General features: G+C 53.8%; 22 protein-coding genes. 16 read left to right on the top strand and 6 right to left on the bottom strand.

Translation table 11 applies throughout. From position 1 onward, the window contains the following. Positions 1–20 precede the first annotated feature (20 nt). The 13 genes from QOY30_RS08300 to QOY30_RS08360 all read left to right on the top strand — a co-directional run bounded on the left by QOY30_RS08300 (position 21) and on the right by QOY30_RS08360 (position 12,165). Positions 21–749 carry a respiratory nitrate reductase subunit gamma gene (locus QOY30_RS08300; protein ID WP_283744157.1) on the top strand — a complete coding sequence of 243 codons (729 nt, stop codon included), beginning with the start codon at positions 21–23 and terminating at the stop codon, positions 747–749. Position 750: 1 nt separating this feature from the next. Beyond that, entirely contained in the window at positions 751–2,280 is a 1,530-nt protein-coding gene (gene dsrK / locus QOY30_RS08305) for a sulfate reduction electron transfer complex DsrMKJOP subunit DsrK (RefSeq protein WP_283744158.1), read from the top strand. A gap of 15 nt (positions 2,281–2,295) precedes the next feature. Next, entirely contained in the window at positions 2,296–4,263 is a 1,968-nt protein-coding gene (locus tag QOY30_RS08310; RefSeq protein WP_283744159.1) for an NAD(P)-binding protein, read from the top strand. Further along, a complete protein-coding gene (locus QOY30_RS08315; protein ID WP_283744160.1) occupies positions 4,263–4,631 on the top strand; it encodes a hypothetical protein in 369 nt (122 codons plus the stop codon). The genes QOY30_RS08310 and QOY30_RS08315 overlap by 1 nt, the downstream gene beginning before the upstream one ends. Further along, complete coding sequence (dsrO, locus tag QOY30_RS08320) at positions 4,628–5,344, top strand: sulfate reduction electron transfer complex DsrMKJOP subunit DsrO (protein ID WP_283744161.1); 717 nt, start codon at positions 4,628–4,630, stop codon at positions 5,342–5,344. Before QOY30_RS08315 ends, dsrO begins: the two co-directional genes overlap by 4 nt. Positions 5,345–5,346: 2 nt before the next feature. Next, positions 5,347–6,528, top strand: a complete 1,182-nt coding sequence (nrfD, locus tag QOY30_RS08325) for an NrfD/PsrC family molybdoenzyme membrane anchor subunit (protein WP_283744162.1) — start codon at positions 5,347–5,349, stop codon at positions 6,526–6,528. A gap of 18 nt (positions 6,529–6,546) precedes the next feature. After that, positions 6,547–8,019, top strand: coding sequence for a cobyrinic acid a,c-diamide synthase CobB (locus tag QOY30_RS08330; protein WP_283744163.1), 1,473 nt, complete (start codon positions 6,547–6,549; stop codon positions 8,017–8,019). Then, the gene (locus tag QOY30_RS08335; protein ID WP_283744164.1) at positions 8,016–8,618 is read left to right on the top strand and encodes a DUF4202 domain-containing protein; all 603 of its coding nucleotides are present in this window, start codon (positions 8,016–8,018) and stop codon (positions 8,616–8,618) included. The genes QOY30_RS08330 and QOY30_RS08335 overlap by 4 nt, the downstream gene beginning before the upstream one ends. Position 8,619: 1 nt before the next feature. After that, positions 8,620–9,999: a siroheme synthase CysG gene (gene cysG, locus QOY30_RS08340; RefSeq protein WP_283744165.1), complete on the top strand. Its 1,380-nt coding sequence runs from the start codon at positions 8,620–8,622 to the stop codon at positions 9,997–9,999. 47 nt (positions 10,000–10,046) lie between these two features. Beyond that, the gene (locus tag QOY30_RS08345; RefSeq protein WP_283744166.1) at positions 10,047–10,940 is read left to right on the top strand and encodes a hypothetical protein; all 894 of its coding nucleotides are present in this window, start codon (positions 10,047–10,049) and stop codon (positions 10,938–10,940) included. Between the two features lie 17 nt (positions 10,941–10,957). Beyond that, complete coding sequence (locus QOY30_RS08350) at positions 10,958–11,530, top strand: ankyrin repeat domain-containing protein (RefSeq protein WP_283744167.1); 573 nt, start codon at positions 10,958–10,960, stop codon at positions 11,528–11,530. 38 nt (positions 11,531–11,568) lie between these two features. After that, positions 11,569–11,796, top strand: a complete 228-nt coding sequence (locus QOY30_RS08355; protein WP_283744168.1) for a hypothetical protein — start codon at positions 11,569–11,571, stop codon at positions 11,794–11,796. A 75-nt stretch (positions 11,797–11,871) separates the two neighbouring features. Then, complete coding sequence (locus QOY30_RS08360; protein WP_283744169.1) at positions 11,872–12,165, top strand: TusE/DsrC/DsvC family sulfur relay protein; 294 nt, start codon at positions 11,872–11,874, stop codon at positions 12,163–12,165. A gap of 79 nt (positions 12,166–12,244) precedes the next feature. Here the strand turns inward: QOY30_RS08360 and QOY30_RS08365 are convergent, their stop codons facing one another. Continuing rightward, positions 12,245–13,948: a hemerythrin domain-containing protein gene (locus tag QOY30_RS08365; protein WP_283744170.1), complete on the bottom strand. Its 1,704-nt coding sequence runs from the start codon at positions 13,946–13,948 to the stop codon at positions 12,245–12,247. Between the two features lie 152 nt (positions 13,949–14,100). Further along, positions 14,101–15,957, bottom strand: coding sequence for a hypothetical protein (locus tag QOY30_RS08370; RefSeq protein WP_283744171.1), 1,857 nt, complete (start codon positions 15,955–15,957; stop codon positions 14,101–14,103). 311 nt (positions 15,958–16,268) lie between these two features. On the opposite strand from QOY30_RS08370, the gene QOY30_RS08375 reads away from it, so the two are divergent. The 3 genes from QOY30_RS08375 to QOY30_RS08385 are packed head-to-tail and all read left to right on the top strand — an operon-like array spanning position 16,269 to position 21,030. Beyond that, positions 16,269–17,486: an ABC transporter substrate-binding protein gene (locus QOY30_RS08375; protein WP_283744172.1), complete on the top strand. Its 1,218-nt coding sequence runs from the start codon at positions 16,269–16,271 to the stop codon at positions 17,484–17,486. A 3-nt stretch (positions 17,487–17,489) separates the two neighbouring features. Next, on the top strand, positions 17,490–18,362 hold the full coding sequence (locus tag QOY30_RS08380; protein ID WP_283744173.1) for a branched-chain amino acid ABC transporter permease: 873 nt from the start codon (positions 17,490–17,492) through the stop codon (positions 18,360–18,362). Position 18,363: 1 nt separating this feature from the next. Next, entirely contained in the window at positions 18,364–21,030 is a 2,667-nt protein-coding gene (locus tag QOY30_RS08385) for an ATP-binding cassette domain-containing protein (protein WP_283744174.1), read from the top strand. Positions 21,031–21,151: 121 nt separating this feature from the next. Here the strand turns inward: QOY30_RS08385 and QOY30_RS08390 are convergent, their stop codons facing one another. The 4 genes from QOY30_RS08390 to QOY30_RS08405 all read right to left on the bottom strand — a co-directional run bounded on the left by QOY30_RS08390 (position 21,152) and on the right by QOY30_RS08405 (position 25,280). Continuing rightward, the gene (locus QOY30_RS08390; protein ID WP_283744175.1) at positions 21,152–21,934 is read right to left on the bottom strand and encodes a proteasome-type protease; all 783 of its coding nucleotides are present in this window, start codon (positions 21,932–21,934) and stop codon (positions 21,152–21,154) included. 147 nt (positions 21,935–22,081) lie between these two features. Then, positions 22,082–22,789: a proteasome-type protease gene (locus tag QOY30_RS08395; protein ID WP_283744176.1), complete on the bottom strand. Its 708-nt coding sequence runs from the start codon at positions 22,787–22,789 to the stop codon at positions 22,082–22,084. Between the two features lie 68 nt (positions 22,790–22,857). Beyond that, entirely contained in the window at positions 22,858–23,832 is a 975-nt protein-coding gene (locus tag QOY30_RS08400) for an alpha-E domain-containing protein (RefSeq protein ID WP_283744177.1), read from the bottom strand. Then, positions 23,826–25,280 carry a circularly permuted type 2 ATP-grasp protein gene (locus tag QOY30_RS08405; protein WP_283744178.1) on the bottom strand — a complete coding sequence of 485 codons (1,455 nt, stop codon included), beginning with the start codon at positions 25,278–25,280 and terminating at the stop codon, positions 23,826–23,828. Before QOY30_RS08405 ends, QOY30_RS08400 begins: the two co-directional genes overlap by 7 nt. Positions 25,281–25,318: the final 38 nt, after the last annotated feature.

The raw sequence follows: 25,318 nt of genomic DNA on the forward strand, positions 1-25,318 counted from the left end.
CAGGCTATAGGGACTCTCTCATGGCGAGCATCGTTTTTGCGATCCTGTTTTATCTCGCGACGCTGTTGCTTGTCGTAGGGCTGCTCTATCGTATCAGCACCTACGCCCGCACCCCGGTTCCGCTGAAGATACCGACTACGCCTGCGCCGAAAACGACCGGCGGAGTCGTGTTGCGCATGACGCGCGAGGTGGTGTTCTTCGAAAGCCTGTTCAAGGCCAATTTGTGGACATGGGGTCTGGGCTGGTTGTTCCATGCCAGTCTGTTGTTGGTGATCCTGCGCCATCTGCGCTATTTCACTGAACCGGTTTGGGAATGGGTCGCATTCATCCAGCCGTTCGGGATGTATGCAGGTATCACCATGCTGCTGGGATTGTGCGGACTGTGGGCGCGACGCATGTTCGTCGAGCGCATCCGTTACATCTCGACACCGTCTGATCACCTGATGCTGCTGTTGCTTATCGGTATAGCCGCTTCAGGTTTGATGATGAAGTTCGCTGCACACACCGATGTGATTGCAGTGAAGACATATTTCCTTGGCTTGATGCATTTTGAAGTTGGAATGCTTCCTGCCGATCTGTTGTTAATGGTTCATCTGTCGTTAGTTGCGTCACTCCTGGTCGTGTTCCCCAACAGCAAACTGCTGCACGCGCCAGGAGTCTTTTTTTCGCCGACACGCAACCAGAAAGACGACTCGCGGGAGAAGCGCCATTTGAGCGCTTGGGCTGCCAAGTTGGAATCGGAGAAATAGCATGGCGGACATAACAGCACCGGCCTATCGCGTATTCCCCATCATCCCCGCATTGAAGCCGGGAGCGATGGAAGGAAAGGGGCCATTTGTTGCAGGCGAAAAGCTCAACGAAGCCCTCGGTTTTCCAGGCCAACTGGTGGAAGACTGGCATGACCGCGCCATCGGCAAGATGGGCGATTTGCTGTCCAAATACCGTTCTCTAAAAGTATTCATGGATGCCTGCGTGCATTGCGGCGCATGCTCCGACAAATGCCATTATTTTATCGGCACGCAAGACCCGAAGAACATGCCGGTGGCGCGTCAGGACCTGCTGCGCAGCGTCTATCGCCGCTACTTTACATTGCCCGGCAAGCTGTTTCCAAAACTGGTTGGGGCGCGCGATCTGACGCGGGAAGTGCTGGACGAGTGGTACAACTATTTTAACCAGTGTTCCGAATGCCGGCGCTGCTCGGTGTTCTGTCCCTACGGCATCGATACTGCCGAAATCACCATGGCCGCGCGCGAGATACTCGATACCGTCGGCTACGGACAGAAATATTCCAACGAGATCATCGGCAAGGTACACAAAATCGGCAACAACCTCGGCCTGCCCGGCCCGGCGTTGCTCGATACGCTGGAAGGTCTGGAAGAAGACGTCAAGGATGCAACCGGCATTGATGTGCGTTTTCCAATGGACGTGAAGGGGGCGGAAGTGCTGCTCATCACGCCGTCCGCCGACTTTTTCGCCGAGCCGCATATCGACAGCCTGATCGGTTACGCAAAAGTATTCCATGCCACAGGTACCAGCTGGACGCTATCGTCGATGTCGTCCGAGGCGGGCAATTTCGGCATGTTCATCGGGAATTACGACCAGCTCCGCACCATCGCCATGCGTATCCGCCAGGCAGCGCTGGAGCTGGGCGTAAAGCGTATCGTGGTCGGAGAATGCGGGCATGCGTGGCGTGTAGCCTACAGCTTCTGGAATACCCTGACCGGGGTTGGAGAAGGTGCGGATGCCAACGATCGGTTCGCCCAGATGCTGCAAAAACAACTGGATCATCGCTACAAGCAACCGGCTCATATCTGCGAATTCACTTGGGACATGATTCAGGATAATCGTCTGACCTTCGACAAGTCGGCCAACGATAAGCACATCATCACCTTCCACGACTCCTGCAATGTGGCACGCGGCTCGAGCATGGGCGATCTGCCCGGCGGGCAATTCGAGATTCCGCGCAACATCATCAGGGCGGTTGCCAACAACTTCGTCGAGATGGCACCCAATACCACGCGCGAACAGACCTTCTGCTGCGGCGGCGGCGGCGGACTGCTTACCGACGATCTGCTTGAGCTGCGTGTGAAGGGGGCGCTGCCGCGTATGGAAGTGTTGCAGCAGGCAGTTGATGAGCACGGCGTCAATTTTATGGCGACTATATGCGCCATCTGCAAGGCACAATTTACCAAAATCATGCCCATCTACGGTTTCGACAGAAAAATGGTGGGCGGCGTGCATCAACTGGTGAGCAATGCGATCCAGTTAGGACCGAAATAAAGAGGAGATGAAAAAATGTCAGTAGTGAGCGAAACCCCGTTGAAAATCACATTCCGTCGTTACAAGGACGGCGATAGCAAAGCCGTTCGCTTTAACCAGCAGATTTTTCAGGCCAGCCATACCTACAAATGTCCGACTTATATACAGTCCACGCCACCATGCCAGGGAAGCTGCCCGGCGGGTGAAGACATTCGCGGATATCTGGCCATCGTGCGTGGTACCGAAAAGCCGCCTGTCGGTGCAGACGGCAAGCCGACAATGCCCTGGCAAGAGTACGCGTGGCGCCGTTTGACTGAAGCCAACCCGTTCCCTTCGGTGATGGGGCGCGTATGTCCGGCTCCGTGCGAAACAGGTTGTAATCGCAACGAAGTGGAAGACCATGTCGGTATCAATTCGGTCGAACATTTCCTGGGCGAATACGCGATCGCCAACAAACTCAAATTCAACAAGCCTGCCCAAACAACAGGAAAGAAAGTCGCTATCCTCGGTGCCGGCCCGGCCGGCCTGTCCTGCGCCTATCAACTGGCGTTAAAAGGACACGAAGTTACCGTATTTGACGAACATGAATTTTTGGGCGGGATGATGCGTTACGGCATTCCCGGATTCCGTACGCCGCGCGAAGTATTGGATGCTGAAATCCAGCGCATACTCGATCTGGGTGTGAAGACGCGCATGAAGACGCGCGTCGGTACCGACATTACGATGGAGCAGATTCGAAAAGATTTCGACGCAGTGTTCCTCGGTATGGGTGCACAAGCCGGTCGTGCATTGCCTATCGCCGATAGTACTGCTCCCAACGTTGTGACTGCGACTGCCTTCCTGAAAGCCTTTAACGATGGGCGTCTGCAGCATGTTGGCAAGCGCGTGGTAGTGGTGGGTGGCGGAGATACTTCCATCGACGTGGCGACTGTAGCGCGTCGTCTCGGTCACATCGAGCATGCCAAACCGACCGATGCCGAACTCGCCATCGCCGGAAGACTGGCACACGATGTCGCTGATATTTCCGCCAAACAAGGTGCTGAAGTCACGCTGACCTCGATTTTCAACATTGACAAGATGCAGGCCAACAAGCACGAAATAGAGCAGGCACTTGCCGAAGGCATCCATATCATCGGTAGTCTGGCACCTGTCGGTCTTGTGCGCGACGCTAACGGTCGTGCCACGGCACTGCGAGTGGTGAAGTGCGAAGCCAAGATGGCGGGCGGCAAGCTGGAGATCAAGAACATCGAAGGCAGCGAACATGACATCGAAGCCGACCTTATCGTTTCTGCGATCGGTCAGGCGGTCGATTTCACCGGACTGGAACAATTCAACAATGGCAAGGGTGCTGTCTCCACAGACCGCAATTACGTCGTGAACGGACAGCCCGGCGTATTCGCCGGCGGCGACGTGATTCGCCCGCATCTGCTCACCACCGCTATCGGCCACGGCTCCATCGCGGCCGACGGTATCCACCACTACATGAATGGACAGGAACTGGAAAAACGTCCCAAGATCGACGCGCACCAATTCGATCTGATCAGGAAATTGGCTGAAAAAGGTCTCGAGCCTAAGGAAAATCACGAGCCGATGCGCGGCACCTGCGATTCCAACGCCGCGGTACATAATTTCGACAACCGTTCCGACCGCTACATCATTCCGCATGACAAGCTGTTCCTCGGGCACTTCTCTTATGTGGCTCGCAACCAACGGGCGGTTACCACACTCGATAAGGAAAGTGCATTGGGCAACTTCCAGGATCGTTTGGGAGTGCTGGATGAGAAGCAGACCGTTGCCGAAGCCAAGCGTTGTATGAGCTGCGGCATGTGTTTCGAGTGCGACAACTGTGTTGTGTATTGCCCGCAGACTGCCGTGTATCGCGTCAAGAAGACCGAGTCTACCTTGGGGCGTTACGTTGCTACCGACTATGACAAGTGCATCGGTTGCCACATTTGCGCAGACGTATGTCCGACTGGCTATATCCAAATGGGCTTGGGCGAATAATGAAGCTGCTCGTATCTCTGCTGCTTTGCTTTTGCATCCCGTTGGCATGGGCTACCGAGGCGAACGCGCCCAAGCTGGATATCGGCAAGGGCGGGCAGTGTGTACGAGACCCTCAGTGGATGCGCAAGAACCATATGCACCTGCTCATACATCAACGCGATGAGGCGGTGCACAAGGGGATACGCGACGAGCAGATCAGTCTGAAGAACTGCGTGGAATGTCATGCCAGCTTGAAAGACGACAGCGTGATCGCGCGCGAAGACAGTTTCTGTGCCGGTTGCCATCGTTACGAGGCGGTAAAGATCGATTGCTTCGAATGCCATGCCAGCAAACGCAGGGTAGCGCTCGTCAATAAGGATGTGAAATGAGCGATCACGATACACAACGCAGACAATTCCTGAAGACATCCCTAGGTGCTGCGGCGGTCGCCATCGCACCGGGCATGTTGTTGTTCGATACCGCACACGGTAAAACGGAAGCTGCCAGCAGCAAGGTGCGCTGGGGCATGCTGATCGATACTGCACAGTGCAAGACCGGCTGCAACGATTGCGTCACCGCTTGCAACAAGGAAAATGGATTGTCGGGAGGAACGTTACCTACCGATTCGCAATGGATACGCAAGATTGATATCAAGGACATCAGCAGTGGGCGCGAAACGTCGCTGCCTATGATGTGCCAGCATTGTGAGGAGCCCCCCTGCGTGGATGTCTGCCCAACCGGTGCTTCATTCAAGCGTGCGGATGGGATCGTTCTGGTGGACAGGCATCGTTGCATCGGTTGCCGTTATTGCATGATGGCTTGCCCGTACAAGGCACGTTCCTTTGTGCATGAGCCGTTGCATGATCAGAAACCGGAAGTGCCGCGCGGCAAGGGCACAGTCGAATCCTGTACTTTATGCGTGCACCGTATCGATGAAGGGAAACAGACTGCGTGCTCGCAAGCGTGTCCGAACAAAGCCATTCTGTTTGGCAATCTGAATGATGCGAACAGCGAGATAGCCCAGAAGATACGCAGCGTCGTTTCCGTTCAGGTACGTGCTGATATGCAGCTGAATCCAGGCATCCGTTACCAGGGACTCTAAACATGGTTGATCTTTACGCATTGCGTCACAAGAACCGTTTGTACTACGTGCTGCTTGCAATTGCAGGGCTGTTCATTCTGGCCGGGCTATATGCCGTACACATGATGGAATCGCACGGTCACATCATCACCGGCATGAACAACCAGATCGTGTGGGGCATGCCGCATGTATTCGCGATCTTTTTGATCGTTGCAGCTTCCGGAGTGCTTAACGTCGCCTCGATCGGATCGGTGTTTGGCAAGGCCATCTACAAGGCGCGCGCACCTCTGGCCAGTCTGCTGTCCATTGCCATGCTGGCAGGCGGCCTGACCGTCCTGATGCTGGATCTGGGCAGGCCGGACCGCGTCATCGTGGCGGCAACCAATTTCAATTTAACCTCGGTATTTGCCTGGAATGTGGTGTTGTACTCGGGCATGTTCTCGCTCGTGATCGTCTACCTGTGGACGATGATGGAGCGCCGCATGAATCCCTGGAACAAGGCAGCGGGATTGGCTGTTTTTGCCTGGCGCTTCATCCTCACCACCGGTACCGGCCTGATCTTCGCCTTTCTGACCGCGCGCCAAGCATACGGGTCGGCCATTTTGCCGCCGATGTTCATCGTGTTGTCGTTCGCATGGGGATTGGCCGTGTTCCATGTGGTGCAGACAGTGATCTATGCCTGGAACGAAAAGACGCTTGATGCCGACATTCTGCGCCGCAAAAAGAATCTGCTCGGGGTGTTCATCATCGGTTCGCTGTACATGGTGGCGGTTTACCATATGACCAACCTGTATTTCGCGCACAAATCCGCCTTTGAGAATTTCATCCTGCGCGATGGCGGTGTCTTCCCGAATCTGTTCTGGTGGGGATATATCGTGATCGGCAATCTGTTGCCTTTGCTGTTGATCTATGTTCCCGGTCTGGGCAAAGCCAAGTGTGTCATGGCGGCTTCAACGCTGGTGGTTCTGGGAGCCTTGTCGCTGCTGTATGTATTCATCATCGGCGGACAGGCTTTTCCGCTCGACATCTTCCCGGGCTTCGAGGTCAAAAGCAGCTTCGGTGACGGGCAGATTTCCTCCTATCATCCATCCATCTACGAATTCCTGCTGGGTATCGGCGGTCTGGCGATTGCTTTCGTGATCACGACTGTCGGCGTGCGTGTTCTGGATTTCATGCCGCATGACAAGCCCTACGTAGCAGATTAACTTTGCAGGAAGGCTGCCATGAACCGTATGCTGATCTCGGCAGCACATAAATCCTCCGGGAAAACGATGGTCAGCATCGGCCTTTGCGCGGCGCTTGCGGCGCGCGGTCATGTTGTGCAGCCGTTCAAGAAAGGTCCCGATTATATCGACCCGATGTGGCTCAGCCAGGCTGCCGGACATGCCTGCCGCAATCTCGATCTGTACCTGATGGAAAACGACGATATCGTCGCCACCTTTGCACGCCACAGTGCGGAAGTGAATCTGGTCGAGGGCAACAAGGGTTTGTACGATGGTTTGGCGTTGGACGGCAGCAACAGCAATGCGGCCTTGGCCAAACTGCTCGACCTGCCCGTGATGCTGGTCATTGACGCGCGCGGCATGACGCGCGGCATCGCACCGCTGATCCTTGGCTATCAGGCGTTCGACCGCGACATCAATATCGCCGGGGTCATCCTCAACAATCTCGGCGGCAGCCGGCACGAATCCAAGCTGCGCGCCGTCATCGAACATTACACCGATGTGCCGGTGATCGGTGCTATCCATCACGACGAGCGCCTCAGCATCGTCGAGCGCCATCTCGGCCTGATGCCCAGCAACGAGTCGCATGTGGCCACATCCAAGATCAAGCAGATCGGTGAAGCTATTGCGGAACAGGTTGACCTTGAGATGTTGCTCGCGCTGTCGCAAAAAGAACCGCTCGCGATCCCGCACCACAGCCCTCACTCCAACTCTCTCCCAGAGGGAGAGAGGGCAAACGTGAATAACATTATTAAATTTCCTGCCGTAGTCAGTCCGTTGCCGTGCGGCGAGAAAGTGCGCATCGGTATCGCACGCGACCGTTCCTTCGGTTTTTACTATGCTGACGACCTGGATGCACTGGAAGCGGCGGGAGCGGAACTGGTACCGTTCGACGCCTTGCGCGATGCACAATTACCGGAAGTGGATGGACTCTATATCGGAGGCGGCTTTCCGGAAACCTGCGCAACCGAACTGGAAGCAAATGTGGCATTGCGTTCCGGTATCAAGAAAGCTATCGAATGCGGCATGCCGGCCTATGCGGAATGCGGCGGATTGATGTATCTGTCACGCGGTATCGAGTATCAGGGACATACTTACCAGATGGTCGGAGCGATCCCTGGCGATGTAAAGATGCACGACAAACCGATTGGTCGCGGCTATGTACATCTCAAGGAAGACGAAACACATCCCTGGCCGCGACCGAGTACACCCGCCAAACAGATCAAAGCGCACGAGTTTCACTATTCCAGCCTGGAGAACCTTCCGCCGGATAGCCGCTTCGCTTACCATGTCGAGCGCGGTTATGGCATCGATGGAGACCGGGACGGGCTTATCGTGCATAACCTGCTGGCTTCCTATACCCATCTGCGCACCATCGGCAGTTGCTACTGGGCCACCCGTTTCGTCGCTTTTGTGCGGCGATGCAAGGAGCAGCAAACGGTATCCACATTAACCAACGAGAAAGCAATATGACTCAAGAACGCTATCAAGCCGCCATCGCTGCCTTTGACAAGGCGAATGCCGAAGACCCGAACAAGGAAATGTCCAATGGCAAGGAATATCCAAAGGAATTGCTGTACGCACAGCGCATGACCGATATGCAGGAACGTTATGTGCCTGAAGCATCAGAAGCTGTAAAACTCGCCGTGCGCGCCCAGCACATCCAGCGCTGGAAAAGTCCGCGCAGCAACTTCCCCATGGATCGCAATGGTTATCTGCAGTGGCGCACCGGCTTGTACAAGTTTCACGCCGAGACCGCCGGCAATCTGATGAAGCAGGTTGGCTACGACGACGAAATGATAGATCGTGTAAAAACGATCATCAGCAAGAAAGCACTCAAGGTCAATCCGGAGACTCAGTTGATGGAAGACGTGGTGGATCTGGTGTTCATCGAGTATTACATGATCGGTTTTGCCAGCGGCCATCCGGAGTATGACGAAGCCAAGTGGATAGAGATCATCAAAAAGACTTGGAACAAGATGTCTTCCCGCGCGCACGATTTCGCATTGGCAGGCAAGATCAAGCTGCCTGAAGCACTGGTGCCCTTGATCCTCAAAGCAGTCAAGGGATAACGTGGATTTCCTGCCCGTATTTCATAACGTCAAAGGCAAACTGTGCCTTGTGGTCGGTGGCGGCGAAGTCGCCAAACGCAAGGCGGGGGTGTTGCTGGAGGCAGGCGCGATCGTGCGCGTGGTAGCACCCGAGATTGATCCCTCATTGGTGAAGCAACAACATGTTCAACCTGTCGTTGCGAGATTCGACCCATCACATCTGGAAGGTGTGACGCTGATCATTGCTGCGACCAATGATCGTAGCGTCAACAAGCAGGTTTCCGAATTGGCGCAAGCGCGCAATATTCCGGTCAACGTGGTCGATGACCCCGAGCTGTGCTCGATCATCATGCCCGCCATCCTGGACCGTTCTCCATTGATGATCGCATTTTCCAGCGGTGGCGCATCGCCGGTGCTGACACGCATGATGCGCGGCAAGCTGGAAACGATCATTCCGCAAAACTACAGCCGACTGGCTGCATTTGCCGAACGCTTCCGCGAATTGGTCAAAACGCGTGTCATCAATCCGGCGAAACGCCGCATATTCTGGGAGAACGCGCTGGAAGGCGTGGTCGCAGAGAAGGTGCTGATCGGGGATGAGGCCGGAGCAGAAGCCATGTTGCAGAAGATGCTGGCCCATGAGGACAACATCCAGCGTGGCGAGGTATATCTGGTCGGTGCAGGCCCCGGAGATCCGGACTTGCTGACCTTCCGCGCATTGCGCCTGATGCAGAAAGCGGATGTGGTGGTATACGACAATCTTGTATCCAAGCCCATCGTCGATATGACGCGGCGTGATGCAGAGCGCATCTTTGTTGGCAAGAAGCGCGCCGACCATACATTGCGGCAGGAAGAGATCAACGAACTGCTGGTAAGGCTGGCCAAGGAAGGCAAACGCGTGCTGCGCCTGAAGGGCGGCGACCCGTTCATCTTCGGCCGCGGCGGCGAAGAGATCGAGACCCTGGCAGCAGAAGGCATTCCGTTCCAGGTGGTGCCCGGCATTACTGCAGCTTCCGGTGTGGCCTCATACGCGGGCATTCCGCTGACGCATCGCGACTATGCGCAATCCTGCATGTTCGTGACCGGGCATCTCAAGGATGGCACCATGAATCTGGATTGGGAGGCACTGGCGCGTCCCAAGCAGACCGTCGTGGTGTACATGGGGTTGCATGGACTGGAAACTCTGTGTGGCGAACTCATCAAGCATGGCATGCCTGACACCACGCCTATTGCCATCGTGCAACAGGGCACCACACAAAATCAGCGCGTCTTCACCGGCACCTTGGCGACACTGCCCGGCATCGCCGAGCGCGAAAAACCGCAGGCACCGACTCTCATCATCGTCGGCGGAGTAGTCGCACTTAGGGAAAAGCTGGCCTGGTTCCATCCGCAAAAATCATAATAAGCAGTCCAAGTCCGATAACAACAGGGAGAGAAAAGATGATGAGTATGACAATCAGAAGTATGTTGTTGCCAGTGTTGTTTCTGTTCATCAGCGCGAACGCGCAGGCTGCCGATGTGATACTCAAGCCTTTTGTGCTGGCTTCGAAAAGCGCGGGAACGGTTGCCGAAAAATCGGCTCAGGTGAAAACGGCACTGACCACAGCCGGTTTCACCGTGGCCGGAGAATATGCACCTTATGCGGGTGCCGACATCATCATTGTCACCAACGATGAGTTGAAGAAAAATGCGGCAGCTTCGGAGTTTGGCGGGTACGGGGCAGTGCAGCGCGTATCGATCACCGAAGTGGGCAAAGAAATACAGGTGAGCTACACCAATCCGGTTTATATGGCAAACGTGTATCGCATGCAGGGCGACTTGAGCGGCGTGGCGGCATCGTTGGCAACTGCATTGGGTAAGGTGGAGGAATTCGGTGCGCAGGGCATGACGGCAAAACAGGCGCGTGGATATCACTACATGATAGGCATGGAATATTTCACTGACCCCAGCGTGCTGGCCGAATACGGCAGCTACGAAGAGGCGGTAAAGGCGGTGGATACCAAGCTGGCAAGCAACAAGAACGGCGTATCCAAAGTCTACCGTGTCGATATTCCGGGCAAGCAGGAAAGTGTTTTTGGCGTTGCGCTGAAAGGCGGCGACGACAACAAGTATATGGACGATCAGTACATCATGAACGAGATCGATTTTCACGATGTTAAATCGACTGCGCACCTGCCTTACGAAGTGCTGGTCTCGGGCAACAAGGTCTATGCGCTGTATGCGCGCTTCCGCATCGCCATCGACTTCCCGGATCTGAGCATGATGGGCAAGAACAGCTTCATGAACATCATGAAGGCTCCCGAAGCGATTCGTCACGCTTTGCAAAATACCGTTCAGAAGTAGACTACACGGAGGACAGCATGGACACAGATTTGATCGATGCAGTAAAAGCAGGTGATAGCGCTTCTGCCCATCTGATGCTGGCGGCGGGAGCAGATGCCAATTCTCGCGACGGTGAAAATGCAACGGTTCTGATGATGGCTGCGCATGCGGGTGACCTGGCTATGGTGCAAGCTTTGATCGGGGGCGGGGCGGACGTCAATGCGTGCGACGAGCGAGGATGGACCCCGCTGTCCAAAGCAGTCTACAACGCGGAGCTGAAGCACGGCTTTGCCGACGTCGTTCAAGTACTGATCGATGCCGGCGCAAACATCGAGGCCGCCATCGGTTATGGTGTGCGGCCATTGATGCTTGCTGCTGGTTACGGCGAAACTGCGGTGGTTGAAGCGCTCTTGAATGCAGGTGCGGATGTGCTTGCATGCAATGAGGGTGGATTCACCGCACTGATGATGGTGAAACAGAAACATTATGTGGACGTGATCAACCTGTTGCACGAGGCCGAGCAGAATGCCGGTGTTGGCGAGGGTAGCTGCGCCAGCAAGAATGCTCCCGGTTCCAACGTCATCACTTTTTTGAAACGTCCAAGCGCGTGATACAGCGCGTATCTTGAGTAAAATCGAACGAGGTAACCATGCCCTACTATATCTACCACGTGACCGATTTTCCATTTCGGCAACTGAAAAAGCTGGAACAGCATGACGTCTACCGGGATGCTTCGGCCAGAGTCAAACAATTGCGCATCGAACTGGTCGTGGGTTCCCCCACGATGATCAAGATGATTCATGCCGAGACGGAATTTGATGCCGAGGATTTACTTAACCAGATTCGCGACCCTGCTCCGGAACTGGGAGACGACTGAACTTCAGGCATGCAGCAACCTTCCGGCAGGCAATAGCCGATTCCATTAAAACCAATGATTATTTAGGAGCAGAATATGAAAATACCAGTACGCGATGGAGATGGATACCTTGAGGACATGCTGGATTGGACGCCGGAGATCGGTCGTGCCATGGCAGAGGCGGACGGGTATGAATTAAGCGATGAAAAGTGGTCTCATATCCTCAAGGCGCGGGAATACTATGAGGAGTTCAATGTCGTTCCGCCTATACGCAAATTTGCAAAATACATCGATCAGGACCAAAAGGAGCTGTTCGATATCTGGATGACGGGACCGATGAAACCAATCACCAAGTACGGCGGACTGCCCAAGCCAACCGGATGCGTCTAAACTTCCATATGCCTACAGGGCTTGTTGCGTACCACGATCAGTCTTGATGGGATGCATCAAAATACATTCAGCAATGCGATTAATGTATTTTGTGGCTCTGTGGGGATTGTTCAATTGAGCTTTCCCTTGAAAGCAGTTCTTCGGAGTCTGAGTCTGAAGATAAGAATTGACGCATTTGAATGGTCGATGAGCCGATGTCAGTGTTGTCTGGCGGCCTCGAGTTAATGATATGCCGTGCAGCATGACGATCGCTGTTGGCGATATGTCCGCCAAACCAGTCAAACAGCAGAAGCTGGACACGAAACGAGAGGTGAAGCAGGTCATAATTTTCCGTGTCGACTTCTTCCTTGAGTCCCGTGAAATCGTCAACAAATCGTTTATGTTCTTGCACATGTTTCTTGAGGAACGGGTAGTCATGACGATACATCAGGGCTTCTTCCTCGCTTGCACTTTCGATCAGGTGGCTTGCAAGATAGGCGAATATTATTCGGATCGCCTTTCTGTCCGCGGCGATGAACGCAGAAATCAATTCATTGACTTTAGTGAACAGATGCCTGTGTGACAGGTCGATTGTATCGATGTGAACCTGAAACTCCCTTTTCCATTCCATGTGCTTGTTCAGTTCCCCTGTGGAATAGTGTTGCCCGGTAGTCAGATATTGTTCACAACGCGTGAGATAGATGCGTGCGGGAATATCCTTCGGTGTTGTATCGACACATTCAGTCAGCAACTGAATTGAACGCTGAATTTCCTTCAAATGATAATAAGCGACCGCCGCTTCAAACTTCACCTTGTTAGCGCGTTTGGCATCTCTTACTTTGACGGTGTCGTTGTCAAAAACTTCATGGATAGATAGCGGTTGCACTTTACCCTTTACCCGGATGCGATCCAGAAAGCGAATGTCGTATTTTCCCGGGATCGCAAGATCATAAAGGGTGTTCTGGCTGATTAGAAGCGGGGAAAAGTAACTCTTGGTCGCGTCTTCGATGCGTGAAGCCAGATTGACCACATCTCCAATGACAGTACTATCCATGCGGCTTGTTCCCCCTACGGTACCGATCATGGCCAGTCCGGTGTTGAGACCGATCCCGATCTGCATCGGGGCGTAGCCGGCCCGAGCCCGCCCTGAATTGTATTTCTCAAGATTCTCAAGCATGTGAATAGCGCCACTAACAGCATCGTCGGCACTTTGTGTGAAAAGCGCCAGGATGGAGTCGCCTATATATTTATCGATGATGCCGCGATGAGAACTGATGATAGGCGTCATCTGTGCCAGATAGGAATTGAGAAAGTTGAAGTTTTCTTGCGGAGTCATATTCTCGGACAAGGTGGTGAAGTTGCGGATGTCCGTACACATGACTGTTAATTTGAGTTCGAACTGGTCTCCCAGCTTGACGTCGAGAATGTTGCTCTTGCCCATCAATGCCAGCAGTTGGTGCGGGATCAACCGTCCAAAGGCGCGCTCGGTTTGCTGCAGCTGCAAAAGCGTTTGCTGATGGTCCTCGGTAGCCTTCTTGCGAAGAAGCGTTTCCTGCTCCAGTTTATCCTTGGCCAAGGTCAATTGAGCTGTACGGCGTGTATTGATCCATTCTGCCTGCGATGCTCGACTGGTCATGCCGAGCACCGCCGCAATCAGAACGCCAGTCAGGAACGTGATCCATTGCATGCCAAGATCGGTGAAATAGATCGCGATAACGAGCAATGTCACAACAAGAATGACTGCTAGCGCAGCGAGATAAGGCTGAACTTGATGAAATATTTTACTGAAGCGTATTTTGAGCACAGTCTATCCTCAAGCGTCGGTATATGAGTTTGCCATATGCAGTTTTATCTTTCCATAGCACATTGTCACATACATTAATCTGATAGCGGCCGGTGTAAAAGGCAACACTGGTTCTTGCTGTTGAGAACATCGCTCGCCCAGATGATTCGTTATTACTGGTAAGCACCGATGCTCGAAGCAGCGGATCTTGCGGTGTTCGTTATGTCGGTTGCGGGAGCATTCGCAGTATTGCCTTTACCAAGCAGTGGTGAACCTGCGGGGGGTGCGAAAAATGATTTAAACAGCTGCGCACCTGTCTGGGTTTCGTCCAAAGTGGGAATGGTTAGAGGTGTTGCGAACGACCAACATGGATTTGCAAAGGATGATGCGGTATCAAATCCTGTTCCTGATAAACCCGCTGTTGCGGAATATTTTTGCCAATCAGCCAACGTGCTCACAGGTTGTCGATATACCCATATTGTCACGGGATCGTTAGAAAAACAGTTGTTGTTATTGATGAAGTCGTACGATGCAAGCGGGAGGTTATAGGAGAAACAACTTGTGCTATTTAGTGCATGCGATATCCCTGTATACATTACCGTATTATTGGCAACGATATGTCCACTGCCCTCGCCGCTGACTACAATGCCGGTCATGCCCTGTGTGCTTGTCGTTTCATAATAAGCCGTGTTGTTAACAATTTTGGCATAACACTCAACATCATCCTGTGGGCGGGCTGAACTCGCCGGCGTCGATATTGCGGCCCCGCCCGAATCGGATTGGGAAATGATCAAATTGTTTTCAATTGCACAAGACGGGCAACTGGTGATGTTGATCCCGTTGTTGCCACCATTAACCACGATGTTGTCTGAAAATAATGCATTCCTGTAAAAAATGCCCCCCGCCGCTCCTGTCGTATTGTTAAAACCCATCCCGTAACATCCCGGATCCGCGTTCATATCTTCGATTACCACATTCCCGCTTACCGTCAGGTTCGTTACGGCTGCGTGCCCTATCAAGGGAGACCCCATGCACTTAGTGCTGCCACTGACCGTACTAAACCCCTTGATGAAATTTCCGACGATAGACACGTTGGATACCGGCTCATGAGAAGCGAGATAAACAGCATGATCAAATTTGTTATCGCTGCCGGTGTCGACAAAGGAATTATAGGATACCGTCAAATTTGAAGTCCCTCCCAGATACCCGAAATTTAAGATGTTGGTGAAGTGATTGCCGATGATCGTAATGTTGTTAGTGGTGGTTACAGTATCCTGAACGCCCGTATCAAAACTATCCATGTCGACATTTTCTATTGCTATGTCGTGTACAGGCGGCATACCTATTGAGGCATTTGAGTAAAGGAAAAATGCAGCCTGACCACCCACATGAGGGAAGGGTGACCCCTGGAGTTTTAGGTTCATGAATCGGTAGCCACCACCGCCATTTGTTGTCGAAATCAAATAGTGGTTACCTGTGGGCGTGTTAATAATTGGCTTTAGTCCAGCCCCCCCAATTGGGTATTCCCTTAACTCGTTACAAATGCTTCCGCTTGCGCAGGACGCATTGGCTGAAAGAACAAAAACAAATATCCCTGTAGATGTTGGTGTAAATGAGCCACCGCGACAAAGAGCAGCAGTTCTATTGGCACCTCCGTTCAGCCATGTCATTGCAGCATCTATCGTTTGGTACGGAGATGCCTGGGTTCCTGATCCGGCAGTGTCACTTCCCTGCGTAGAACCCGCAGCAGCACATGCTTGATTCGGCCCACTACAATCGCAGTAATATTGTACTGAAGCCCCCGAATTAATATACGGAGTAGCAACGATGGCAGCATCCGTTGCAGCAATGGTGGATATGCTAGGTTGGGTAGGTGTGGTGTTCTGAATTGCACTGCAACTTCTGGGAGTGGTGCCCGTGGCAGCGCCAACAGCCGCAGAACCGCCACCGCACGAAGCAAGGGCGAAAATCGCGAACAGTGCCGCGAAAACGACTCCAGAATGAATCCGTGATTTGCGTCTATCGCTCATTTATGCCCTACAACAGTTTCAGACTTGGTCATCGGATTGAATCAATCCCCACATAATATTTTTGGCTAGCGAATTTTTGATGAGTCAAGAATTGCTGTATTTTCAATACCCATGAAACATATATGGAATTGCAAATAATTACAACATCACGTTTACATAGCGAGGCAAGAAGTCCCGCTTCATATCAAAATAGCCTGGAGAATATCCCATCTTTAAATTAAGGCTAAAAACGCGTTAAGAATGCGTTAAGGGAAAGATTCAAGTTAGAATATGCCTCTTGATTCAATTACCGTTTCGACACAGGAGAAAACATGAAAAAGACTCTGCTGGCTACATTGCTGCTCGGGTTCTCTGCACAACTATTTGCTGCCGACTCCATTAAACTGGCAATTACCGGGCCGTTCACCGGCGGTTCTGCGCCTATGGGTACTTCCATGCGTGATGGCGCCAAACTTGCCATCAATGAGATCAATGCCGCTGGCGGGATCGATGTCGGCGGCAAAAAGCTGAAGATCGAAACCATCGAGCGCGACGATGAAGCGAAGAACGATCGCGGCGCGCTGATCGGACAAGAGCTTGCTTCGATGGATGATCTTTCCGGCGTGATCGGTTCGGTCAACACCGGCGTGGTCATTGCGGGCGACAAACACCTGCAGGAAAAAGGCATCACCAAAATCATCACTCCCGCCGCAGGTTCTGCTTCGATGATGCAGTGGAGCAAAGCGGGTGTGCCCGATCTTTCAATATTCCGTTTCGCCGCTGATGACGGTATCCAGACCGCTATGGTGGTTGAGGAAGCGATCAACAGGAAACTGACCAAGGTTGCCCTTTTGTACGACTCAACCAACTACGGTGTTTCCGGTCGCGATGACTTGCTGACGCAGATCAAAGCCCAGGGCAACAAACTGGAAGTGGTCGCCACCGAGAAATTCAATATCGGTGACAAAGACATGACAGCCCAGTTGCTGAAGGCCAAGACGGCAGGCGCCCAAGCGGTCCTGATCTGGGGTATCGGACCTGAACTCGCGGCAGTTGCGAACGGCATGGACAAGATTGGTTTGAATGTTCCGTTGATAGGCGGCTGGACTCTCTCGATGTCGAACTACATCGACAACGCCGGCAAGAACGGCAACGGCACCTTGATGCCGCAGACCTTCATTGAGGAGCCCATCACGGCGAAGGCCAGAAGCTTCATCGAGGGTTACCACAAGGCATATCATGTAGACCGTATTCCTTCGCCGGTTTCCGCCGCGCAGGGTTACGACGCAGTTTATATTTTTGCAGCAGCTGTGAAGCAGGCGCAGAGTACCGACACGAAGAAGATAAAGCTTGCACTGGAAGACCTGAAGGAGCCGGTAAAAGGTGTGATCGCAATCTGGAAGCATCCATTCTCGAAGTGGAACCCGGCAGTCGAACAGACTCATGAAGCGTTCCGTCGTGAGAATGCAGTCATGGGCATGGTCAAAGACGGTCGCGTAGTTTTCGGTAACGAAGCGGACAAGCAGCGCCTTATCAAGCAAGAAAAGTAAATTATGGAAGTCATCCTCCAAATGGGGGTAAGCGGGGCCCTGATGGGCCTCGTTTACGCTCTGATTGCCTACGGCTTTCAACTCACTTTCGCGACCAGCAAGAGCATCAATTTTGGCCAGGGAGAGCTGGTCATGCTCTCGGCCTTTATCAGCCTGACATTCACCAACATCGGTTTTCCTTACTGGCTGATGGTGCCGGCCGGACTATTGTGCGGTGCGTTACTCGGGCTGGTAGTGGAGCGCCTGGCGGTACGGCTCGCGTTGGAGCAAAAAAGCGAAGGCTGGATATTGATGACGATCATCCTTGGCCTGTTCAGTTTTTCTGCGGCCGAGAATATCTGGGGCAGGGATGATCATCCTTTCCCTACGCCCATCTCCTCCGATCCTATGCATTTCCTCGGCATCAGCGTCACGGCTGTCGAACTGTCGGTGGCTATCGGTGTGTTTGCCGTAATGGGAATGATCGAGCTGTTCAAGCGCAAGACTTTGTGGGGTAAGGCATTCGAAGCGGTGTCGGCCGATCGTGATGCGGCTGAACTGATGGGCATCTCTGCAAGAAGAACCATCATGTTGTCCTACGCCTTGTCCGGCATGGTCGCAGCCATGGCCGGGATTCTGGTTTCTCCCATCACGACTGTCGGCCCCACCATGGCCTCGGCGCTTATTCTAAAAGCGTTTGCGGTTGCCGTGGTAGCCGGCCTCGATTCCGGATTCGGCGTTGTTCTGATCGGACTTTTTCTGGGTGCGCTGGAAAGCCTGGCAAGTTTTTATATTGGCAGCGGCTGGCGCGAGGCACCCGGTTTGATCTTGTTGATTTTGGCTCTGGCCATGAAACCCAACGGGGTATTCGGCAAAGCCAGCATAAGGAAAGTATAAGTTGAAAAGAATCTTGCTCGTCAATGGCGCAGAGCTCATCGCCTTTATGCTGCTCGCCTGTATTCCCCTGGCTGTCAGCAATTCATACGTATTGGGATTGCTGACACTTCTCGCGATCTACGGCATCTTGCTCATCGGGCTCGATGTCAGCGTGGGTTATCTGGGCCAGGTCAATCTCGGACATGCTGCCTTCCTGGGTCTGGGTGCCTACGCTGGTGGATTATGCGTGATGGTTTTCGGCTTCTCGATGTTGCCAGCCTTGCTTGCTAGCCTGCTGGTGGGATTCGTGTTTGGCGGATTGCTGGCTTTCCCAGCCCTGCGCCTCGAAGGCCCGCAGTTCGCGCTGGCGACACTCAGTTTCTCGGCGCTGACCGCAACCACGCTGAACGAACTCGAGAGCATCACCCAGGGTGCGCAAGGTCTGCAAGTGGACAGGCCACTGCTGTTCGGTCTGCATCTCGGCCCGCAAGCTTTCTTCTGGTTGTGTCTGGTACTTCTGGCGTTCACCTGGATAGCCATGAAGAATCTGCTTTCCTCACACTGGGGCAGGGCATTCGAAGCACTGCGCGACAGTCCCATTGCCACCGATGCCATGGGCGTCGGTGTGTTCCGCCACAAGGTCGCCGCTTTTGCGCTGGGCTCGGGACTGGGCGGATTGGCTGGCGGCCTCTATGCTTTCAATTTCCAATTCCTGCAACCCAGCAGCTTCGTTTATGAGTTGATGGTCATTTTGTTGCTGGGTGTGGTGCTGGGTGGACGAAAGAGTCTGTGGGGCGCATTTGTCGGTGCGTGCCTGATCGTGCTGTTGCCCAATCTGCTCTCCAGCCGTTCGCTGTTCCAGGCGTTTTCCTTTATCGGACTCTTTATCGCTTTGGTGGCGGGAACAATCAGCATCCGCAAGCAGCGCAGAATCTCGTTCCAGGTGGCAGCACCCATCGTGAGCATGGCACTGCTCGTGGCAGGTAGCCTGCTGGTGCAGAACACCGAAGACTGGCGCAAGGCGATCTTTGCATTGATGCTGTTCTCGGTGGTAGTGGGACTGCCCGAGGGGCTGATGGGCTTTGCCGAAAAGCAACTGACCCGGCTCTTCAAGGTGCCGGCACGGCCATTACCCGATGCCACTGCACTCGAGGCGGTTTTGCCCAGGCAGGAAGATACAGGATTGCTGCTTGAGCTCATCGACGTCAAACGCCATTTCGGCGGCATCAAGGCAGTCGACGGAGTGTCGATGCAAGTGCAGGGAGGGCATATACACGGGCTGATCGGTCCCAATGGCTCCGGCAAGAGTACGTTGGTCAACGTGATTTCCGGCTTGTATGCGCCGAGCGCAGGCCAGTTGCGTTTGCACGGTGAGGAACTCCCCAAGGGCAGCCTGTTTAAAGTCTCGCAAGCCGGTATTGCGCGTACCTTTCAGAACCTCCAGCTTTTTGCCGAGCTCAGTGCACTCGAAAACGTGATGGTCGCTTGCGAAGGCGCGTATAAAAAATCATTGCCGCTTGTTCTGCTTGGATTTGCATATGCCGAGGAGAAAAAAGCCCAGGCCGACTCTCTCGCACTGCTGGAACTGGTGGGGTTGGCTGGCGATGCAAGAACCAAGGCCAAGGATTTGCCTTACGGTGCCCAGCGCTTCCTGGAGATCGCACGCGCCCTGGCGCGCAAACCCAAACTGCTGATACTGGACGAACCGGCTGCCGGACTGGCGCATCCGGATGTACTGAAGCTCAACGAGATCGTGCGCAGGATCCGTGCGCGTGGAATCACCACCATACTCATCGAGCACCACATGAGCGTGGTGAACGAAGTGTGCGATTTCGTCACCGTCCTCGACGAAGGCAAGATCATCGCTCAGGGTCTGCCCGATGACGTCAAGCGCGATCCGCGCGTGATCGCAGCCTATCTGGGCGACAGCAAGGAAAGCTCTTACTCGTCGCGCAAGCTTGGAGAAACCCCATTGCTGCGCGTGGAAGATCTGCATGCAGGCTATGGTGCGAGCGAAGTGTTGACCGGTACCAGTTTTGAAGTGCGGGCGGGTTCCGTCGTCGCGCTCATCGGTGCCAACGGCGCAGGCAAGACGACAACCATGCGCGTATTGTCCGGAATGCTGAAACCCACCTCGGGCAAGGTGCTGCTGGATGGCAAGGAAGTGCAGCAACTGGACGCCTCGAAGATCGCTCGTCTGGGGCTGGCGCACTCACCGGAGGGCCGCAAGATATTCGCTCCCCTGAGTGTCGAAGACAATCTGTTGCTAGGTGCCTATACGCGTTTGCCTAAAGTTTTTGGTTTCAGGACCAAGGCAAATGTCGATCTGGAAAAAGTCTATGCGCTTTTCCCGCGCCTGTTCGAAAGGCGCAAGCAGGCGGCAGGCACACTGTCGGGGGGAGAACAACAGATGCTGGCCATAGGACGCGCCCTCATGGCCAACCCCAAGATCATCCTGTTGGACGAACCGTCCATGGGCCTGGCTCCGGTGATCGTTCAGGAAGTTTTTGTCATCATCAAAAAGTTGAAGGAAGCGGGCATCACTCTCTTGCTGGTCGAGCAATTCGCCAAGAGTGCCCTGGAAGTGGCGGACTATGCTTACGTGCTGGAACATGGCCGCATTGCTGTGGAAGGTACGCCCGAGGACCTTTCAAGGAATGAGCGGGTGCTGGCTGCTTATCTGGGGTAAGGCGCGAAAAATAGCATGAACGGCGTGGATAAGCGCCGCAGTGATTCTGTGTATTCCGGCAGGGAAGAAAATCGATTCTTTACCGGATTTTGATTGCACCTGCCGATCGTTTATGCCCGGGTCAGCCGCCTGTATAAAGTGTACTTGCGGCTGGCTCCCCGGCGGAATTGCCAACTGAATTTTCCCAATAGAACCTTGGCAGATTATCCAGAGCTGCCACCAGCCCCTTGTTCCATGCTTCTGATAGTTGTTTCGAGAAGGGGTCTTCCTCCGTCAGGCAAAGTTGATGCGTGAAATTCAGACTGCCTGTTTCATAGATCAGTAAATCAATAGGGTGGCCCACGGTCAGGTTGCTGCGAACGGTTGAATTCATCGACACCAGGGCGCAACGGGCAGCCGGAGCCAGCAGGGTATCGCGCTTGATAACGCGGTCGAGTATGGGCTTGCCGTATTTGACTTCACCGATCTGCAGGAACGGGTGTTCGTCCGATTCGTGGATGAAGTTTCCTTGCGGATAGATCATCAGTGTTTCGTGGCGGTCAGTTCCGATCTGTCCGGCCAATATGAACGTTGCTTCAAAACTGACATTGCCGCTGTCCCGCACGACGTGCAGATTTTGCACGCTGGTGCTGACCGTGGCCACATAATCTGCAGCCTCCTGCATATTTTTGACGGCAAGCAGATTGGGGATCGCTCCGCTGTCCAGATCGGCCTTGATACGCTTGATCACCAATTGGGTTGTGGCCAGGTTGCCCGCTGAAAGCAGCGCAAACACCCTGTTGTCGGGCCACACGAAGGTATGCATCTTGGAGTAGGTCGAGATATTGTCGAAACCGGCGTTGGTACGTGAATCGGAACACAATACAAATCCCGCTTTAGTATTGATGGCAAAACAATAGGTCATTTCATTCCCTTGAATATTCCGCGGCGCCGCTGGGCAAGCGTAGTAAAGAAACAGTAACATGAGCTTTGACAATCGGCAAACCCAAATAATTTACGCCGGGTGGGAAAGCGCACAGAAGAAAGTCGCGACGTCTCAATCACCACCGAATCACTTGATAGTCTGATCGGTTTCCCAAGGGAAGCGGGGTAAATTATCCAGTGCCAGAACCAGTCCAGAACTCCAGGATTGGGCGATACTCTTATAAAATGGATCGTCTTCGGTCAATGAGAATCGACGTCCCTCACTGAGGGAGTCTTTGGAGTAGATCAGCATATCTACCGGTGCCCCGACCGACAGGTTGCTGCGGATAGTCGAATTCATGGACACCAAAGCACAACGTGAAGCCACCTCAAGCTGGATGTTGCGTTTGATGACCCGATCCAGAATAGGTTTGCCATATTTAATCTCACCAATTTGCAAGAACGGATGTTCATTGGATTCATGGATATAGTTGCCCTGGGCATAGATCAGCAATGTTTCTGGGGCGCCATGCGCGATTTGCCCGCCCAGAATAAACGTCGCTTCCAGGTTGCTCCCGGAACTATCGCGCAAGGATTGTTGCTTCTGCACTTCGCAACTGACAGATGCCACATAGTCTGCCGCTTCATGCATGTTGGCCACATTGAGCAGGTTGGGCCGTGCCGCTTTGTCCAAGTCAGTATTGAGACGTTTTAGAACGGACTGAGTTGTCGCCAGATTTCCTGCCGAGAGCAATACCAAAACACGATCTCCCGGCCATACGAAGGGGTGCATCTTTGAGTAGGTCGAAATATTGTCGAATCCCGCGTTGGTACGCGAGTCCGAACAGAAAACCATTCCGGCGTCAATGTTGACCGATAGGCAGTAAGTCATGTTTCGTTGATGGAATTATATTGTTCCAATAATCACTGGACCATTTCAGCATCTGACTGGCTTTGCTGCTGACCGACTTTGGCATGGAAATATTGCTTGTTCAGGGCGGCATTGATCTCTCCCAGATCTTTCTGGGTCAAATCCAACAGCTCGTGCAGTTCGCCGTTGTGCAGGTTATCGGACAGAAGCCTGAGCAAATTCGTCCTCGAATTTCTGACTGTACTCAACACAGTTTCAGAAAATGGAACTACACGCAGACAGGATTCCATCTCATTCAGGCAATACAGCAGGCTGCGCGGAAAATGTTCGTCGTTGATCAGAAACTCGATCACGTTCTTGCTGCTCACATGCACGGCCTTGAGCCGCCGATAAGTCTGGTAGGCGGAAAGCGCTTTAAGAGTATTCATCCACAATCTTTCCACGCTCATCTCATACAGCGCCATGTCTTCCGGGATGGATACCGCGAAATTGATGTCCAGAATGCGCGTGGTCATGTCGGCACGTTCGATGTTTCGCCCGAGCCGGATGAATTGATACGCCATGTCGTGCGCCATCACGCCCGAGATGAGGCCGACGATCGCATGCCGCTTTGCGATGACATTGTTCAAGACCAGGTATCTTTCACGGCGGCTCGTCGTTGCCTGGTTGGCATTGGCGCGAAGGTAAAGATACAAGCTGTTGATACATTCCCACAGATCCTCGGGCAGCAACTCGCGCAGAGTGCGGGTGTTCTCCCTTGCGTACTTCACACAGGACAGGATGGAACTGGGGTTCTGTTCGTCCTCGATCATGAAGCGCATGATCGAATCCTCGTTGGCTTGTGTGTAGTGCTTGCTGAAGGATTCATCCAGCCCGACGGCTTTGATCAGCGTATCCCAACCCAGCGTAGCGCCGTGCGGCAGATCCAGCAACACATCCGTCGTGCTGTTGATGAGTCGCGCGGTATTTTCAGCGCGCTCCAGATAGCGCGCCATCCAGTAAAGGTTTTGAGCAGCACGGGCTAGCATGACGGCATCTCCTCTACGATCCAGGTGTCCTTGCTGCCGCCGCCTTGCGAAGAATTCACCACCAATGATCCTTCCCGCAGCGCGACCCGCGTCAAACCGCCGGTCGTCACATAGAGCTTCTCCGATTGCAGTATGAAGGGGCGCAGGTCCAAATGGCGCGGGGCCAATTTTCCATCGACCAGGGTCGGTGCTGTGGATATCTCGAGCGTTGGCTGCGCCATGTAATTGCGCGGATTGGCACGGATCAGATCCGCAAACTTTGCGCGTTCGGCTTCGTCCGCACGCGGGCCGATCATCATGCCGTATCCGCCAGATTCGTTGGCAGGCTTGACCACCAGCTTATCCAGATTCTTCAATACATGTTCGCATTGGTCCGGATACATGCACAGATAACTGGGTACATTGGCCAGGATCGGATCCTGATCCAGATAGTAGCGGATGATCTGGGGGACGAAGGCGTACACCACCTTGTCATCCGCCACGCCCGCGCCCGGCGCATTGGCAATGCCCACGTTTCCCTTGCGCCAGGCGCGCATCAAGCCGGGCACGCCGAGCATGGAGTCGGGACTGAACACCTCCGGGTCGAGGAAATGATCGTCGATGCGCCGATAGATCACATCCACTTGTTGCAAACCGAAGATGTTCTTCATGTACACCCTGTCGTCGGTGCCAACCAGCAAGTCCTGTCCTTCCACCAGATGGGCACCCATTTGCTGGGCGAGATAACTGTGTTCGAAGTAGGCCGAGTTGTAGATGCCTGGAGTCAACACGGCGATCACCGGCTGGTCGCCTGGACGCGGTGACAATGCAGCCAGCGTCTGGTAAAGCTGGGTAGGGTAGTCATCCACCGGCAGGATCGAGGTGGTTCGAAACACCTCTGGAAATATCCGCTTCATGATCTGCCGATTTTCCAGCATGTAGGACACACCGGAAGGAACGCGCAGGTTGTCTTCCAGCACATAAACCGTACCGTCGCGGTCGCGCACCAAGTCGGTGCCACAAATATGTGCCCACACGCCAAAGCGGGGCGTCACACCCACGCACTGGGGGCGGAAATTGACCGAGCCTTCCAGTACTTCACGCGGGAACACGCCATCCTTGATGATTTGTTGTTTGTTGTACAAATCATTGATGAACAGATTGAGCGCGGTCAGGCGTTGTTTGAGCCCCTCCTGGATCGGGTCCCATTCGGTGCGGCTCATCACCCGCGGGATGACATCGAATGGCCATGCGCGGTCGATGTTGCCCGCTTCGCTGTAGATGGTAAACGTGATCCCCATGGCCATGATGTTCGCTTCCACCGCCTGGCGGCGTGCCAGCAATTCGTTGGCATCCAGCGAGTTCAGGTAGTCGAAAAGGGGCTGCGCCGCGCTGCGCGGGCGCAAGTTGGCATCGAACAGTTCATCGTAGGCCGTTATGCGTTTATATTCCGACAGGGAAATTTCCATGATCTGTTCTTTATTCCACGTATTGAGTATTGCTTAGC

Source organism: Sideroxydans sp. CL21, from assembly GCF_902459525.1.
In the GTDB taxonomy this organism is placed as follows: domain Bacteria; phylum Pseudomonadota; class Gammaproteobacteria; order Burkholderiales; family Gallionellaceae; genus Sideroxyarcus.

Bases quoted from the DNA above. Each gene is read 5' to 3' on its own strand.
- QOY30_RS08335 (WP_283744164.1), top strand. From the start codon at position 8,016: ATGACTCAAGAACGCTATCAAGCCGCCATCGCTGCCTTTGACAAGGCG.
- QOY30_RS08370 (WP_283744171.1), bottom strand. From the start codon at position 15,957: ATGAGCGATAGACGCAAATCACGGATTCATTCTGGAGTCGTTTTCGCG.
- QOY30_RS08330 (WP_283744163.1), top strand. From the start codon at position 6,547: ATGAACCGTATGCTGATCTCGGCAGCACATAAATCCTCCGGGAAAACG.
- nrfD (WP_283744162.1), top strand. From the start codon at position 5,347: ATGGTTGATCTTTACGCATTGCGTCACAAGAACCGTTTGTACTACGTG.
- QOY30_RS08405 (WP_283744178.1), bottom strand. From the start codon at position 25,280: ATGGAAATTTCCCTGTCGGAATATAAACGCATAACGGCCTACGATGAA.
- QOY30_RS08400 (WP_283744177.1), bottom strand. From the start codon at position 23,832: ATGCTAGCCCGTGCTGCTCAAAACCTTTACTGGATGGCGCGCTATCTG.
- QOY30_RS08310 (WP_283744159.1), top strand. From the start codon at position 2,296: ATGTCAGTAGTGAGCGAAACCCCGTTGAAAATCACATTCCGTCGTTAC.
- QOY30_RS08350 (WP_283744167.1), top strand. From the start codon at position 10,958: ATGGACACAGATTTGATCGATGCAGTAAAAGCAGGTGATAGCGCTTCT.
- QOY30_RS08355 (WP_283744168.1), top strand. From the start codon at position 11,569: ATGCCCTACTATATCTACCACGTGACCGATTTTCCATTTCGGCAACTG.
- QOY30_RS08395 (WP_283744176.1), bottom strand. From the start codon at position 22,789: ATGGTTTTCTGTTCGGACTCGCGTACCAACGCGGGATTCGACAATATT.
- QOY30_RS08380 (WP_283744173.1), top strand. From the start codon at position 17,490: ATGGAAGTCATCCTCCAAATGGGGGTAAGCGGGGCCCTGATGGGCCTC.
- QOY30_RS08315 (WP_283744160.1), top strand. From the start codon at position 4,263: ATGAAGCTGCTCGTATCTCTGCTGCTTTGCTTTTGCATCCCGTTGGCA.
- QOY30_RS08390 (WP_283744175.1), bottom strand. From the start codon at position 21,934: ATGACCTATTGTTTTGCCATCAATACTAAAGCGGGATTTGTATTGTGT.
- QOY30_RS08360 (WP_283744169.1), top strand. From the start codon at position 11,872: ATGAAAATACCAGTACGCGATGGAGATGGATACCTTGAGGACATGCTG.
- dsrO (WP_283744161.1), top strand. From the start codon at position 4,628: ATGAGCGATCACGATACACAACGCAGACAATTCCTGAAGACATCCCTA.
- QOY30_RS08375 (WP_283744172.1), top strand. From the start codon at position 16,269: ATGAAAAAGACTCTGCTGGCTACATTGCTGCTCGGGTTCTCTGCACAA.
- QOY30_RS08345 (WP_283744166.1), top strand. From the start codon at position 10,047: ATGACAATCAGAAGTATGTTGTTGCCAGTGTTGTTTCTGTTCATCAGC.
- dsrK (WP_283744158.1), top strand. From the start codon at position 751: ATGGCGGACATAACAGCACCGGCCTATCGCGTATTCCCCATCATCCCC.
- QOY30_RS08300 (WP_283744157.1), top strand. From the start codon at position 21: ATGGCGAGCATCGTTTTTGCGATCCTGTTTTATCTCGCGACGCTGTTG.